The 13,457-nt window shown below is 57.1% G+C and carries 16 protein-coding genes; 7 read left to right on the top strand and 9 right to left on the bottom strand.

Annotated features, from left to right (window positions below):
• Positions 1 to 6 precede the first annotated feature (6 nt).
• Positions 7 to 951 carry a zinc ABC transporter substrate-binding protein ZnuA gene (znuA, locus tag N7V53_RS09815; protein ID WP_023480042.1) on the bottom strand — a complete coding sequence of 315 codons (945 nt, stop codon included), beginning with the start codon at positions 949 to 951 and terminating at the stop codon, positions 7 to 9.
• Positions 952 to 1,029: 78 nt separating this feature from the next.
• On the opposite strand from znuA, the gene znuC reads away from it, so the two are divergent.
• Together znuC and znuB are read left to right on the top strand one after the other, a co-directional pair.
• Entirely contained in the window at positions 1,030 to 1,785 is a 756-nt protein-coding gene (znuC, locus tag N7V53_RS09810) for a zinc ABC transporter ATP-binding protein ZnuC (RefSeq protein WP_279793234.1), read from the top strand.
• Positions 1,782 to 2,567 carry a zinc ABC transporter permease subunit ZnuB gene (gene znuB, locus N7V53_RS09805; RefSeq protein ID WP_023480094.1) on the top strand — a complete coding sequence of 262 codons (786 nt, stop codon included), beginning with the start codon at positions 1,782 to 1,784 and terminating at the stop codon, positions 2,565 to 2,567. The genes znuC and znuB overlap by 4 nt, the downstream gene beginning before the upstream one ends.
• Positions 2,568 to 2,610: 43 nt before the next feature.
• On the opposite strand, the gene ruvB is transcribed toward znuB, so the two are convergent.
• The 6 genes from ruvB to aspS all read right to left on the bottom strand — a co-directional run bounded on the left by ruvB (position 2,611) and on the right by aspS (position 8,070).
• The gene (gene ruvB, locus N7V53_RS09800; protein ID WP_023480019.1) at positions 2,611 to 3,621 is read right to left on the bottom strand and encodes a Holliday junction branch migration DNA helicase RuvB; all 1,011 of its coding nucleotides are present in this window, start codon (positions 3,619 to 3,621) and stop codon (positions 2,611 to 2,613) included.
• Positions 3,622 to 3,629: 8 nt separating this feature from the next.
• Positions 3,630 to 4,241, bottom strand: a complete 612-nt coding sequence (gene ruvA / locus N7V53_RS09795; RefSeq protein WP_279793233.1) for a Holliday junction branch migration protein RuvA — start codon at positions 4,239 to 4,241, stop codon at positions 3,630 to 3,632.
• A 158-nt stretch (positions 4,242 to 4,399) separates the two neighbouring features.
• Positions 4,400 to 4,921, bottom strand: coding sequence for a crossover junction endodeoxyribonuclease RuvC (ruvC, locus tag N7V53_RS09790; protein WP_023480016.1), 522 nt, complete (start codon positions 4,919 to 4,921; stop codon positions 4,400 to 4,402).
• Between the two features lie 157 nt (positions 4,922 to 5,078).
• Positions 5,079 to 5,819: a YebC/PmpR family DNA-binding transcriptional regulator gene (locus N7V53_RS09785; RefSeq protein ID WP_023480072.1), complete on the bottom strand. Its 741-nt coding sequence runs from the start codon at positions 5,817 to 5,819 to the stop codon at positions 5,079 to 5,081.
• 27 nt (positions 5,820 to 5,846) lie between these two features.
• Positions 5,847 to 6,290 (bottom strand): dihydroneopterin triphosphate diphosphatase, encoded by a 444-nt coding sequence (nudB, locus tag N7V53_RS09780; protein WP_279793232.1) that lies wholly within the window; start codon positions 6,288 to 6,290, stop codon positions 5,847 to 5,849.
• A gap of 1 nt (position 6,291) precedes the next feature.
• Positions 6,292 to 8,070 (bottom strand): aspartate--tRNA ligase, encoded by a 1,779-nt coding sequence (gene aspS, locus N7V53_RS09775; RefSeq protein WP_279793230.1) that lies wholly within the window; start codon positions 8,068 to 8,070, stop codon positions 6,292 to 6,294.
• A gap of 267 nt (positions 8,071 to 8,337) precedes the next feature.
• Between aspS and N7V53_RS09770 the strand changes: the two genes are divergently transcribed.
• Genes N7V53_RS09770 through cmoB form a run of 5 tightly spaced genes read left to right on the top strand, consistent with a single transcriptional unit; the run spans position 8,338 to position 11,915 of the window.
• Positions 8,338 to 8,904: a hydrolase gene (locus tag N7V53_RS09770; protein WP_279793228.1), complete on the top strand. Its 567-nt coding sequence runs from the start codon at positions 8,338 to 8,340 to the stop codon at positions 8,902 to 8,904.
• On the top strand, positions 8,901 to 9,719 hold the full coding sequence (locus N7V53_RS09765; RefSeq protein ID WP_279793227.1) for a DUF72 domain-containing protein: 819 nt from the start codon (positions 8,901 to 8,903) through the stop codon (positions 9,717 to 9,719). The genes N7V53_RS09770 and N7V53_RS09765 overlap by 4 nt, the downstream gene beginning before the upstream one ends.
• Before the next feature lie 52 nt (positions 9,720 to 9,771).
• The gene (locus N7V53_RS09760) at positions 9,772 to 10,167 is read left to right on the top strand and encodes an MAPEG family protein (protein ID WP_023480063.1); all 396 of its coding nucleotides are present in this window, start codon (positions 9,772 to 9,774) and stop codon (positions 10,165 to 10,167) included.
• A gap of 39 nt (positions 10,168 to 10,206) precedes the next feature.
• Positions 10,207 to 10,947: a carboxy-S-adenosyl-L-methionine synthase CmoA gene (cmoA, locus tag N7V53_RS09755; protein ID WP_042714256.1), complete on the top strand. Its 741-nt coding sequence runs from the start codon at positions 10,207 to 10,209 to the stop codon at positions 10,945 to 10,947.
• Positions 10,944 to 11,915 (top strand): tRNA 5-methoxyuridine(34)/uridine 5-oxyacetic acid(34) synthase CmoB, encoded by a 972-nt coding sequence (gene cmoB, locus N7V53_RS09750; RefSeq protein ID WP_279793226.1) that lies wholly within the window; start codon positions 10,944 to 10,946, stop codon positions 11,913 to 11,915. The genes cmoA and cmoB overlap by 4 nt, the downstream gene beginning before the upstream one ends.
• An 82-nt stretch (positions 11,916 to 11,997) precedes the next feature.
• On the opposite strand, the gene cutC is transcribed toward cmoB, so the two are convergent.
• Together cutC and N7V53_RS09740 are read right to left on the bottom strand one after the other, a co-directional pair.
• Positions 11,998 to 12,741 (bottom strand): copper homeostasis protein CutC, encoded by a 744-nt coding sequence (cutC, locus tag N7V53_RS09745; RefSeq protein WP_279793225.1) that lies wholly within the window; start codon positions 12,739 to 12,741, stop codon positions 11,998 to 12,000.
• 52 nt (positions 12,742 to 12,793) lie between these two features.
• Positions 12,794 to 13,354 (bottom strand): VOC family protein, encoded by a 561-nt coding sequence (locus N7V53_RS09740; protein WP_279793224.1) that lies wholly within the window; start codon positions 13,352 to 13,354, stop codon positions 12,794 to 12,796.
• Positions 13,355 to 13,457: the final 103 nt, after the last annotated feature.

Genomic DNA, 13,457 nt, shown 5'->3' with positions numbered 1-13,457 from the left:
TCCTCGTTATTCTCCTTTCAGGCAGCTCGCATACTGGGAAGAGAGTTGTGTAAGGAACTGGGGATAGCTCTCTTTACCCAACTTGATACCGATGCCGAGTGGATCCAGCGTTCCCATGCGAACGGAGGTTCCTCGTGCAACAGCTTCAACGACCGCTGGCCTGAACTGTGGCTCAGCAAAAACGCAGACCGCTTTTTGCTCAACCAACTGTGTTCTGATTTCATGTAAACGCTGCGCACCAGGCTGAATTTCAGGGTTGACGGTAAAGTGACCCAGCGGAGTCAGACCGTACTGTTTTTCAAAGTAGCCGTAGGCGTCATGAAAAACGAAATACCCCTTCCCTTTCAGCGGTGCCAGCTCGTTACCGACCTGCTTATCGGCCTGGGCTAATGATGCCTCAAATGCCTTCAGGTTGGCGTCCAGCTTGGCTCGACTTTGCGGCATAACTTCCACTAATTTATCGTGGATTGCAACCGCCGAAAGCCGTGCAATCTCTGGGCTTAACCACAAATGCATGTTGTATTCGCCATGATGGTGATGATGCTCACTATTTTCGTCGTGATCGTGACCTTCATGACCCTCATGCTCATCTTCATCCGCGCCTTTCATCAGCTGCGATTTCACGCCGTCGAGTTGCGCCATCACCACCTGTTTTTGCGCAGGTACCTGCTGAGCAGAACGTACCATAAACGCTTCCATTTCCGGACCAACCCAAAAAAGTAAGTCCGCGTTTTGCAAGCGTTTTACATCAGACGGACGCAGAGAATAATCATGCTCGGAGGCACCATCTGGCAGGATAACTTCGGTGGTGGTCACGCCATCTGTAATAGCGGATGCAATAAAGCCCAGCGGCTTAAGAGAAGTGACGACGGCGGCGTTAGCGGATTGTGCTGTTAGGGTGAGAAACGCAGCGGAAAGCGCTGCGCAAAGAAGCGTATTTTTATGTAACATAATGCGTCTATTCATCGTAAGTAGTGTATGGAATGTGATATTATAACATTCTACAACTTCTGCAACCCCTTAAATGCTATGACGAATCTTATAACGCTTGAAAATGTCAGCGTCGCTTTCGGTCAACGCCGCGTGCTCTCTGACATCTCTTTAAATTTGCGTCCAGGTAAAATTCTGACGCTGCTCGGACCTAACGGCGCGGGTAAATCGACGCTGGTGCGCGTCGTCCTTGGCCTGGTAGCACCCGACGCGGGGGTTATCAAGCGCGACAAAGCGTTGCGCATCGGCTATGTGCCGCAAAAATTACAGCTCGACGCCACGCTTCCTCTTACTGTAGGCCGCTTTATGCGTTTGCGCCCCGGCACGCGTAAAGACGATCTTATTCCGGCACTGAAACGCGTGCAGGCCGCACATCTGATTGACGCCCCGATGCAGAAACTCTCCGGCGGCGAAACGCAGCGCGTGCTGCTCGCCCGCGCCCTGCTCAATCAACCTCAACTGCTGGTGCTGGACGAGCCGACCCAGGGCGTTGACGTTAACGGCCAGGTCTCGCTCTACAATTTAATCGACGAGTTGCGCAAAGAGCTGGATTGCGCGGTGCTGATGGTGTCGCACGATCTACACCTGGTGATGGCAAAGACCGATGAAGTTCTCTGCCTCAACCACCATATCTGCTGCTCCGGCACGCCGGAAGTGGTCTCCATGCATCCCGAATTTATCTCCATGTTCGGCCATCGCGGCGCGGAGCAGCTTGGCATTTACCGCCACAACCATAATCACCGCCACGATCTTCAGGGCCGCATTATTTTACGCCAGGGTAACGTACACTCATGATTGAACTTTTACTACCCGGCTGGCTGGCCGGGGTTATGCTCGCCTGCGCCGCCGGGCCGCTTGGCTCTTTTGTCGTCTGGCGACGGATGTCCTACTTCGGCGATACGCTGGCGCATGCGTCTCTGCTCGGCGTCGCATTTGGTTTGCTGCTGGATGTTAATCCGTTTTACGCGGTGATTGCCGTAACGTTACTGCTGGCCGCAGGCCTGGTATGGCTGGAGAAGCGTCCCCATCTTGCGATCGACACGCTGCTGGGCATTATGGCGCATAGCGCGCTCTCGCTTGGCCTGGTGGTGGTCAGCCTGATGTCCAACATCCGCGTGGATTTGATGGCATATCTGTTTGGCGACCTGCTGGCCGTTACGCCCGAGGATCTGATTGTTATCGCCCTCGGTGTGGTGCTGGTGGTGGGGATCTTACTCTGGCAGTGGCGCAACCTGCTGTCGATGACCATCAGCCCGGAGCTGGCCTTTGTCGACGGCGTGAAATTACAGCGCGTGAAGCTGCTGCTGATGCTGGTCACCGCCCTGACCATTGGCGTGGCGATGAAGTTTGTCGGCGCGCTGATCATCACCTCCCTGCTGATCATCCCGGCCGCCACGGCGCGGCGCTTTGCCCGCACGCCGGAGCAGATGGCCGCAGTGGCTGTCGGCGTAGGAATAATTGCCGTCACCGGCGGGCTCACCTTCTCCGCCTTCTACGACACGCCAGCAGGCCCCTCTGTGGTGCTCTGCGCCGCGGTGCTGTTTATCTTCAGCATGTTGAAAAAGAGCGCCAGCTAAATTCTCATCCTCTGCCAGCGCCGCACGACGCTGGCTCTGCGTATCAGGGCATTTCCGGCGGCGTAATGCCGAAGTGATCCCAGGCGCGCGGCGTCGCCATGCGGCCGCGCGGTGTGCGCTGTAAAAAGCCCTGCTGAATCAGATAAGGCTCCAGCACATCTTCAATGGTCTCGCGCTCTTCACCAATCGCCGCAGCGAGGTTATCCAGCCCGACCGGACCGCCAAAGAATTTATCAATCACCGCCAGCAGCAGTTTGCGGTCCATATAGTCGAAGCCCTGGGCATCGACATTAAGCATATCGAGCGCCTGGGCGGCAATCTCTGCATTGATATCGCCATCGTGCTTCACTTCCGCGAAATCGCGTACGCGCCGCAGCAGGCGGTTGGCGATACGCGGTGTACCGCGTGAACGGCGCGCCACTTCCAGCGCACCCTCTTCGCTCAGTTCCAGCCCCATAAAACGCGCGCTGCGCCCGACGATATGTTGCAGGTCGGCCACCTGGTAAAACTCCAGGCGCTGGACAATGCCAAAGCGATCGCGCAGCGGCGAAGTCAGCGAACCGGCACGGGTCGTTGCGCCAATCAGCGTAAAGGGCGGCAGATCGATTTTGATGGAGCGCGCGGCCGGGCCTTCACCAATCATGATATCGAGCTGGTAATCTTCCATTGCCGGGTAGAGCACCTCTTCCACCACCGGCGACAGGCGATGAATTTCATCGATAAACAGCACGTCATGAGGTTCAAGGTTGGTGAGCATGGCGGCCAGATCGCCCGCTTTTTCCAGCACCGGGCCGGAGGTGGTGCGCAGATTAACGCCCATCTCGTTAGCGACGATATTTGCCAGCGTCGTTTTACCCAGACCCGGCGGGCCGAAAATCAGCAGGTGATCCAGCGCATCGCCGCGCAGTTTCGCCGCCTGGATAAAGATCTCCATCTGCGAGCGCACCTGCGGCTGACCGATATACTCATCCAGCAGCTTTGGTCGAATCGCCCGATCCGCAACTTCTTCTACAATTGTGCTGGCGGCGGCAACCAGGCGGTCTGCTTCAATCATCCTCTACCTCACAACGCTGCACGCAGCGCTTCACGGATCAGGGTTTCACTGTTGGCGTCCGGACGCGCGATCTTGCTGATCATCCGGCTCGCTTCCTGCGGTTTATAGCCCAGCGACACCAGCGCGGCAACGGCTTCTTGCTCAGCATCATCCGTAGAGGGGCTTGCCGGCGACGCCAGCACCAAATCTGCCGCCGGGGTAAAGAGATCGCCATGCAGCCCTTTAAAGCGGTCTTTCATCTCAACAATCAGGCGCTCAGCGGTTTTCTTGCCAATGCCCGGCAGCTTGATGAGTGCGGCGGGATCCTCACGCTCAACGGCATTCACAAACTGCTGCGCAGACATACCTGAGAGGATCGCCAGCGCCAGCTTCGGCCCAACGCCGTTGGTTTTGATCAACTCACGGAACAGGGTGCGCTCCTGCTTGTTGTTAAAGCCGTACAGCAGTTGCGCGTCTTCGCGCACCACAAACTGCGTAAAGACGGTCGCCTCTTTGCCGGCGTCCGGCAATTCGTAGAAGCAGGTCATTGGCATATGAACTTCATACCCTACCCCACCGACCTCGAGCAGGACCAGCGGGGGTTGTTTTTCGACAATAATGCCTCTGAGTCTGCCTATCACGTGACGCTCCTGCGCTAAGTGCTAAAAAAGTAATGCTGTATCATAAAAAAAGGCTGGATAGATATCCAGCCGATAATGAAGGAAAAAGCGCGAGCGTGCTTCCGGAATGGAAGTAACAGAGAATATTACCCATCACACTCGCAGCGTTTTATTCGGGTTTAACGTAACCGACCGCGTGCCAGATTGAGCCTTGTGCTGCTCACCTGTAATGCGTTCTGGCTGACATGACAGTGGGTAATGGCGATCGCCAGCGCATCGGCGGCATCTGCCTGCGGGTTGGCCGGGAGTTTCAACAGCGTGCGCACCATATGCTGCACCTGGCTCTTCTCCGCGCTACCAATGCCGACCACCGTCTGCTTAACCTGACGAGCGGCATACTCAAAAACCGGTAAGTCCTGATTGACGGCGGCGACAATCGCCACGCCGCGCGCCTGCCCCAGTTTCAGCGCCGAGTCGGCATTTTTCGCCATAAATACCTGTTCGATAGCAAAAAAGTCCGGCTGAAACTGAGTGATGATCTCCGACACGCCCGCGTAAATCAGCTTCAGGCGCGACGGCAGATCGTCAACTTTCGTGCGGATGCAGCCGCTGCCAAGGTAGGTCAACTGGCGGCCTGTCTGGCGAATAACACCATAACCGGTGATACGTGAACCCGGGTCGATCCCGAGAATAATCGCCATTATTCCTCTCCGCTTAACGCAATAATCCTGGTGATGCTGGATACTCAAAACAGTTCGCAGGAAGCCGGCTACTCAGTGCGTTCCCGGCCACACAGATTAACAATGTGACCGGGGCGCGAGGCGAGCTAACGCCCGGCGGGCTGAAAGATGCCAGCTATTACAGGGTTGCCGCCACTTCGTCGGAGATCTCACCGTTGTGGTAAACCTCCTGCACATCGTCGCAATCTTCCAGCATATCGATCAGGCGCAGCAGTTTCGGCGCGGTTTCCGCATCCATATCCGCTTTGGTCGATGGGATCATCGACACTTCAGCGTTGTCCGCTTTCAGACCGGCAGCTTCCAGCGCATCGCGCACGGCGCCCATCTCTTCCCAGGCGGTGTAAACGTCAATCGCGCCGTCGTCATAGGTCACGACGTCTTCCGCACCCGCTTCCAGCGCCGCTTCCATAATGGTGTCTTCGTCGCCCGCTTCGAAAGAGATCACCCCTTTCTTGCTGAACAGATAGGCAACGGAACCGTCGGTACCCAGGTTGCCGCCGCACTTGCTGAAGGCGTGACGCACTTCAGCAACGGTACGGTTACGGTTGTCACTCAGACACTCGACCATCACCGCGGTGCCGCCAGGACCGTAACCTTCATAAATGATGGTTTCCATGTTCGCGTCGTCATCGCCGCCGACGCCGCGTGCGATGGCGCGGTTCAGGGTGTCGCGGGTCATGTTGTTGGAGAGCGCTTTATCTACCGCCGCGCGCAGGCGCGGGTTAGAAGCGATATCGCCGCCGCCCAGACGTGCTGCTGTTACCAGCTCACGAATAATTTTGGTGAAGATCTTACCGCGTTTGGCATCCTGTGCCGCTTTGCGGTGTTTGGTGTTGGCCCATTTACTGTGACCTGCCATAAAAAATTCTCCAGAAAAAACCGCCGTTCAGGCGGCGTTAATAACAAATTCTTCAATCGCCTGCCGGTTGCTCCACGACTTGGTCAATGCCGCCGCAGCGGGCGCATCAAGCCAGCGGTATGCCAGGTGTTCGGTAAACACAATCGGGCATTCGTGGGGCAGCGCTAAACAAAACCAGGATTCGGTGTTGCGAGTTACACCCGGCGCGTAGCGATGACGTAAATGACTGAAAATTTCAAATTCCACCGTGCGCTGGCAGTCAATCAGACGATGCGGCGCTGCGCCGACATCGATATTGACCTCTTCCATGACTTCGCGCGCGGCGGCCTGCAACGCGCTTTCACCTGGCTCCAGGCTGCCGGTAACCGACTGCCAGAAATCGGGATCGTCGCGTCGCTGCAACATCAGCACCCGTTTTGTCTCTTCGGCATAAATCACCACCAGCACAGAAACGGGATGCTTAAAGGACATCTTATTTATTCTCCGGCGTCTCTTTTTTGATAACAGAGATACCGAGTTCCGCCAGCGCGGTCGGGTTGCCAAAGCTCGGCGCTTCGGTCATCAGGCAGGCCGCAGCCGTGGTTTTCGGGAATGCGATAACGTCACGGATGTTGTCGGTGCCGGTCAGCAGCATGGTCAGGCGGTCAAGACCAAACGCCAGGCCCGCGTGCGGCGGCGTGCCGTATTTCAGGGCGTCAAGCAGGAAGCCGAACTTCTCGCGCTGCTCCTGCTCATTGATACCGAGAATGCCAAACACCGTCTGCTGCATTTCGCCGTTATGAATACGTACGGAACCGCCGCCCACTTCGTAGCCGTTGATAACCATATCGTAGGCGTTAGCGATCGCCGTTTCCGGTGCCGCTTTCAGCTCAGCCGGGCTCATGTCGCGCGGCGCGGTGAACGGGTGGTGCATCGCCGTCAGGCCGTCTTCGCCGTCGTCTTCAAACATCGGGAAGTCGATAACCCACAGCGGCGCCCATTTGCTTTCGTCGGTCAGGCTCAGGTCTTTACCCAGCTTCAGACGCAGCGCGCCCAGCGCATCGGCAACCACTTTCTTGTTGTCGGCGCCGAAGAAGATCATGTCGCCATCCTGCGCGCCGGTGCGCGACAGAATTTCGCTTACGATCTCAGCGTTGAGGAATTTCGCTACCGGGCTGGTAATGCCCTCGAGGCCTTTCGCCGCTTCGTTAACTTTGATGTAGGCCAGACCTTTCGCGCCGTAAATTTCGACGAACTTGCCGTAGTCATCAATCTGCTTACGGCTAAGCTGCGCGCCGCCCGGCACACGCAGTGCGGCAACGCGGCCTTTGGCATCGTTGGCCGGGCCTGAGAAGACTTTAAACTCGACCGCTTTCAGCAGGTCGGCAACGTCCACCAGCTCCATCGGGTTACGCAGATCCGGCTTATCGGAGCCGTAACGACGCTCGGCTTCGGCAAAGGTCATGATCGGGAACTCACCGAGATCGACGCCTTTCACTTCCTGCCACAGCTGGCGAACCAGCGCTTCCATCACTTCACGCACCTGCGGCGCGGTCATAAAGGAAGTTTCCACATCGATCTGGGTAAATTCCGGCTGGCGGTCAGCGCGCAGATCTTCATCGCGGAAGCATTTAACGATCTGGTAGTAACGGTCGAAGCCGGACATCATCAGCAGCTGTTTGAAAAGCTGTGGGGACTGCGGCAGCGCGTAGAATTTGCCTTTATGCACGCGGCTCGGGACCAGGTAATCACGCGCGCCTTCCGGCGTCGCTTTGGTCAGCATCGGCGTTTCGATGTCGAGGAAACCGTGGTCATCCATAAAGCGGCGCACGAAGCTGGTGATTTTCGCACGGGTCTTCAGGCGCTGCGCCATCTCAGGGCGGCGCAGGTCGAGGTAGCGGTACTTCAGACGCGCTTCTTCGGTGTTGACGTGGTTAGAATCGAGCGGCAACGCGTCGGCGCGGTTGATGATGGTCAGTTCGGTGGCGAAAACTTCTACTTCACCGGTGGCCATCTCTTTGTTGGCATTTTTGCCTTCGCGGGCGCGGACAGTACCGGTAATTTGAATGCAGAACTCATTACGCAGTTCAGAGGCGAGCTGGAACGCATCCTGACGGTCCGGGTCGAAAAACACCTGCACGATGCCTTCATGATCGCGCATATCGATAAAGATAAGGCTACCGAGGTCACGACGGCGGTTGACCCACCCACAAAGCGTTACTTGCTGTCCGACATGGGACTGATTGAGCTGCCCGCAATATACTGTACGCATGAGATATCCCTTAATTAGCTGCGCATCACCCACCACCTGCGGCGCAGGCGCGCTGGGGGCAGCTATTTTCGTATGTCACATCTGGATGAAAAAAGGGGGCTATTATACTGGAAATAATGACCCACGATAAGCCCGCTACCGACTGTACGCACGTTTGCTGCGCGCTTATTGCGCATTCTCACAAAATTTAACAAAAATTGTAAACCCGGCGCGCGGAAAGAGCGCGTAAGGTAACGCCCCAATGCGATTATTTTTTCAGGAGTGAACATGCTGGAACTCAACACGGCGAAAACGGCACTGGTAGTTATCGATCTTCAGGAAGGCATTCTGCCCTTTGCCGGCGGCCCGCATACCGCACAGGACGTCGTAACACGTTCGGCACGGCTGGCCGAGAAGTTTCGTGCCAACGGCGCGCCGGTGGTGCTGGTGCGCGTCGGCTGGTCAGCGGATTTTGCTGAAGCACTGAAACAGCCGGTGGATGCCGCGATGGGCGGTCACAGCCTGCCGGAAAACTGGTGGGATTACCCGGCAGCGCTTGGCAAACAGCCGAGCGATATTGAGGTAATAAAACGCCAGTGGGGCGCTTTCTATGGCACCGATCTGGAAATGCAGCTGCGCCGCCGCGGTATCGACACCATCGTGCTGTGCGGCATTTCGACCAATATCGGCGTCGAATCCACCGCCCGCAACGCCTGGGAGATGGGCTTTTCGCTGGTGATCGCTGAAGATGCCTGCAGCGCCGCCGATGCCGAGCAGCATCAGGGCAGCATGAAAAACATCTTCCCGCGCATCGGTCGCGTGCGCAGCAGCGAGGAGATTATCGCCGCGTTATGATCTATATCGGCCTGCCGCAGTGGTCGCACCCGAAATGGGTGCGCCTTGGGATCACCTCTCTTGAGGAGTATGCCCGTCACTTCAATTGTGTCGAAGGCAACACCACGCTCTATGCGCTACCGAAAGCGGAGATAGTTGCGCGCTGGCACGATCAGACCAGCGATGATTTCCGCTTCTGCTTTAAGTTTCCCGCCACCATTTCCCATCAGGCGGCGCTGCGAAACTGTGATGATTTAACCCACGAATTCTTTAGCCGTATGTCGCCGCTCGCCGGCAGGATTGGCCAATACTGGCTCCAGTTGCCAGCAACCTTTGGCCCGCGCGATCTCCCCGCGCTGTGGGCTTTTCTTGATGCGCTGCCCGCAGGCTTTACCTACGGTGTCGAGGTGCGTCACCCCGCCTTCTTTGAAAAAGGCGAAGAGGAGAAAGCCCTTAATCAGGGGCTGCACGCCCGTAAAGTCAACCGCGTGATGCTCGACAGCCGCCCGGTGCACAGCGCGAAACCGCACAGCGAAGCAGTGCGTGAAGCCCAGCGCAAGAAGCCGAAAGTGCCGGTGCACGCGCTGGTTACTGCTGGGCATCCGATGGTGCGCTTTATCGGCAGTGAGGATATGGCGCAAAACCGCGAACTCTTCGCCGTCTGGTTAAACAAGCTGCCAATCTGGGAGCAGACCACCACGCCCTATCTGTTTCTGCACACGCCCGATATCGCCCAGGCTCCCGAGCTGGTCGAAACGCTGTGGCAGGATCTTCGCACTGCGATGCCGGTCGTCGGCGAAGCCCCCTCCCTGCCGTTACAATCTTCTCTTTTTTAAGCGCAGCACCTATCATTGATGGGCCATCGCCGTAACCTTAAAGGGAGTTTGTATGGTAAGCGCGTTGTATGCCGTGCTGGGTGCATTGTTACTGGTTAAATTTGCTTCTGATGTGATTCGTCTGCGTATGCAGTACCGTGTGAGCTTTGGCGACGGCGGGTTTAGTGAGTTGCAGAACGCGATGCGTATTCACGGCAACGCCGTTGAGTACATTCCCATTGCCATGATCCTGCTGCTGTTTATGGAGATGAACGGCGCGCAAAACTGGATGGTGCATCTCTGCGGCATGATGCTGATTGTCGGCCGCCTGATGCACTACTACGGTTTGCATCACCGGCTTCTCTACTGGCGGCGTTACGGGATGGGCGCAACGCTCTGCTCCCTGCTGCTGATGGTGCTGGCGAATGTGTGGTATATGCCCTGGGAGTTGGTTTTCTCCCTGCGTTAGCGCACAATACGCCCCTTTGTTTTCCCGGATATTTACACTATGTCTCACCGCGACACGCTTTTTTCCGCGCCTATCGCCCGCCTCGGCGACTGGACCTTCGATGAACGGGTAGCTGAAGTCTTCCCGGATATGATCCAGCGTTCCGTTCCGGGTTACTCCAATATTATTTCGATGATCGGCATGCTGGCGGAGCGCTTTGTGCAGCCCGGCACGCAGGTTTACGATCTCGGCTGCTCGTTGGGCGCCGCCACGCTCTCGGTGCGCCGCAATATTCATCATGAGAATTGCAAAATTATTGCCGTCGACAACTCGCCCGCGATGGTTGAACGCTGCCGCCGTCATATCGACGCCTATAAAGCGCCGACGCCGGTTGAGGTGATTGAAGGCGATATTCGCGATATCGAGATCAACAACGCCTCGCTGGTGGTGCTCAACTTCACTCTGCAATTTCTCGAACCCGACGACCGTCTGAAGCTGCTGCAAAAAGTTTACCAGGGGCTTAACCCGGGCGGCGCACTGGTGCTGTCGGAGAAATTCAGTTTTGAAGATCACACCGTCGGCGAACTGCTGTTCAACATGCACCATGACTTCAAACGCGCCAATGGTTACAGCGAGCTGGAGATCAGCCAGAAGCGCAGCATGCTGGAGAATGTGATGCTGACGGACTCCGTCGAAGCCCACAAAGCGCGCCTGCGCACCGCGGGTTTTGAGCACAGCGAATTGTGGTTCCAGTGCTTTAACTTTGGTTCACTGGTGGCACTGAAGGCGGCGCAGTCATGATTGAGTTTGGCCGTTTTTATCAGCAGATCGCCACCGGTCCCCTCGCCCACTGGCTGGAGACCTTACCGGCGCAAATCGCCGCCTGGCAGCGCGAAACCCTGCACGGGCAGTTCAAGCAGTGGAACAACGCCGTTGAGTTCCTGCCCAGCCTGACGCCGGATTCGCTCGATTTCGTCAACGGCGTCACCGCGCGCAGTGCCGAACCGTTAAGTGCCGGGCAGTTAAAAGGGATGGAGACGCTGCTGCGTAACCTGATGCCGTGGCGTAAAGGGCCGTTTTCACTCTACGGTCTTGATATCGACACCGAATGGCGCTCGGACTGGAAGTGGGATCGCGTTCTGCCGCACCTTTCTGACCTGCGCGGCCGCACTATTCTGGATGTCGGCTGCGGTAGCGGGTATCACCTGTGGCGCATGATCGGCGCGGGTGCGCAACTGGCAGTCGGTATCGACCCGACGCAGCTTTTCCTCTGCCAGTTTGAAGCGGTGCGTAAGTTATTAGGCGACGATCGCCGCGCGCATCTGCTGCCGCTCGGCATTGAGCAACTGCCTGCACTTAACGCCTTTGACACGGTCTTTTCCATGGGCGTGCTCTACCATCGCCGCTCGCCGCTGGAGCATCTCTGGCAGTTGAAAGATCAGCTGGTTAAAGAGGGTGAACTGGTGCTGGAAACGTTGGTGGTGGAAGGTGACGAAAACACCGTGCTGGTGCCGGGCGACCGCTACGCGCAGATGCGCAACGTCTACTTTATCCCCTCCGCGCTGGCGCTGAAAAACTGGCTGGAGAAGTGTGGTTTTGTCGATGTGCGCATCGTCGATGCCAACGTGACAAGCTGCGATGAGCAGCGCCGAACGTCGTGGATGGTGACCGAATCGCTGGCCGATTTCCTCGATCCGAACGATCGAACTAAAACGGTGGAAGGCTACCCTGCGCCGCTGCGCGCGGTGCTGATTGCCCGTAAACCGTAGACAAAAAAAGACCCCTGTTAATGGCAGGGGCCTGGTACAAGCAAGCATCACATTGGGCGACATGATGCGGCGGTAAAAACGGTTACTGCCGGTAGTTAACAATCAGCGCTTTCATCTCTGCTACGGCCTCTTTGTCGACGCCGTAGCGGGCATATTCATCAGCGCTCGCGTCGGATGACATCGATAATCCGCTGTTGCGATAGCGCATCGGCGACGCTGTCCAGCGTCCTGCCGAGCTATGCACCTCTTTCACACCGGCGCGAAGAAACAGTTCAAGGTTGTCAGGACGCACGCCTGCGCCAGCCATAATGATTGGAACACCGGGAAGTGCATTTAGTTCCGTAATAAGTGAAACTCCTTTTTCCGCCGTCGCCTGCTGTCCGGATGTCAGGATGCGCGCCACGCCTGATTTTGCCAAGATTTCAACGGCCTGGTGCGGATTAGCGCACATATCAAAGGCGCGATGAAAGGTCACCGCCATCCCCTCTGCGGCGCGCATTATCTGCGCCATTCTCGCCACATCGACTTCGCCGTCCTCATTCAGCACGCCGGTCACCACGCCCGGAAAGCCCAGTTCGCGCACCCGCGCGATATCCGCCAGCAGCACTTGAAACTCATCGTCGCGATAGCAAAAATCGCCGCCGCGTGGCCGCACAATCGGATGGACGGGAATGGTCACCGCCTCACGCACCGCCTGCAACGCGCCAAACGATGGCGTCAGCCCGCCCTCTTTCGGCGCGGCGCAAAACTCAATACGATCGGCTCCGTGCTGCGCGGCGATAAGCGCATCCTCAACGCCGTAACAGCAGATCTCCAGTAATGTCATCACTTCTCCTTTTCCTCTTATCGCCCGCGCAAGCTGGCCTCACGCCTTGACTTTACTGCTCGCTGGCAACAATCGCTTCAATGCTCCATGGGTGAAATTTCACCGTCACTTTGCCGTCAGTCACCGCGAGCGTCGGGTTAGGCAGCCGCTCGCGCTCGCCTTTTGGCGCGCTGGTTTTCACCGCGATCCCCGGCTGGCTCAGCCCTTCATCGCCCAGCAGCGCCAGCGCCCGGGCATTCAGCGCTTCCACCTCGCCCGGCAGGACGATCTCAATGTGCTCCCACCCTTCATGGGGATAGCGCTTCTCACCCGGCCAGGGCAGCTCCACCACGCTGAACTGCCAGTGAGCGACGCAGATCGGTTCGTGCAATTTAAACAGGCAGATGGGGCGACCATTAATGATATTTTCCGACAGCAGTTCGCCGCACTGCTCAAACCCGCGCCGCCAGCGCTCCGCCGTGGCGTTCTGGTGACAACGCAGGGAGATATGGTCGGCATTTAAGGGTGCGATAGCCAGCCCAAGACGGGAAGTGAAATTTTGCAGATCCGTCGTAAAACGCGGCAGATCTTCCACGATATCCTGCAACTCTTCGATAGTTTGCCAATGGCGCATAACAGTGCTCGCAACTCATAACAAAGCGCATAATCTACCGTGTTATGCGGTGCTGACGCCACCGGGCATTTGCAGTATACTCCCGCCTTTCATAAACACCCGG

Origin of the sequence: Kosakonia sp. HypNH10 (assembly GCF_029850615.1) — a bacterium.
GTDB classification, from domain to species: Bacteria; Pseudomonadota; Gammaproteobacteria; order Enterobacterales; family Enterobacteriaceae; genus Kosakonia; species Kosakonia cowanii.
This window is presented reverse-complemented; position numbering and strand designations above follow the sequence as displayed.

Excerpts from the sequence above, each read along its gene's own strand:
- znuA (WP_023480042.1), bottom strand. The coding sequence starts at position 951 with ATGTTACATAAAAATACGCTTCTTTGCGCAGCGCTTTCCGCTGCGTTT.
- znuC (WP_279793234.1), top strand. The coding sequence starts at position 1,030 with ATGACGAATCTTATAACGCTTGAAAATGTCAGCGTCGCTTTCGGTCAA.
- znuB (WP_023480094.1), top strand. The coding sequence starts at position 1,782 with ATGATTGAACTTTTACTACCCGGCTGGCTGGCCGGGGTTATGCTCGCC.
- ruvB (WP_023480019.1), bottom strand. The coding sequence starts at position 3,621 with ATGATTGAAGCAGACCGCCTGGTTGCCGCCGCCAGCACAATTGTAGAA.
- ruvC (WP_023480016.1), bottom strand. The coding sequence starts at position 4,921 with ATGGCGATTATTCTCGGGATCGACCCGGGTTCACGTATCACCGGTTAT.
- N7V53_RS09785 (WP_023480072.1), bottom strand. The coding sequence starts at position 5,819 with ATGGCAGGTCACAGTAAATGGGCCAACACCAAACACCGCAAAGCGGCA.
- nudB (WP_279793232.1), bottom strand. The coding sequence starts at position 6,290 with ATGTCCTTTAAGCATCCCGTTTCTGTGCTGGTGGTGATTTATGCCGAA.
- aspS (WP_279793230.1), bottom strand. The coding sequence starts at position 8,070 with ATGCGTACAGTATATTGCGGGCAGCTCAATCAGTCCCATGTCGGACAG.
- N7V53_RS09770 (WP_279793228.1), top strand. The coding sequence starts at position 8,338 with ATGCTGGAACTCAACACGGCGAAAACGGCACTGGTAGTTATCGATCTT.
- N7V53_RS09765 (WP_279793227.1), top strand. The coding sequence starts at position 8,901 with ATGATCTATATCGGCCTGCCGCAGTGGTCGCACCCGAAATGGGTGCGC.
- N7V53_RS09760 (WP_023480063.1), top strand. The coding sequence starts at position 9,772 with ATGGTAAGCGCGTTGTATGCCGTGCTGGGTGCATTGTTACTGGTTAAA.
- cmoA (WP_042714256.1), top strand. The coding sequence starts at position 10,207 with ATGTCTCACCGCGACACGCTTTTTTCCGCGCCTATCGCCCGCCTCGGC.
- cmoB (WP_279793226.1), top strand. The coding sequence starts at position 10,944 with ATGATTGAGTTTGGCCGTTTTTATCAGCAGATCGCCACCGGTCCCCTC.
- cutC (WP_279793225.1), bottom strand. The coding sequence starts at position 12,741 with ATGACATTACTGGAGATCTGCTGTTACGGCGTTGAGGATGCGCTTATC.
- N7V53_RS09740 (WP_279793224.1), bottom strand. The coding sequence starts at position 13,354 with ATGCGCCATTGGCAAACTATCGAAGAGTTGCAGGATATCGTGGAAGAT.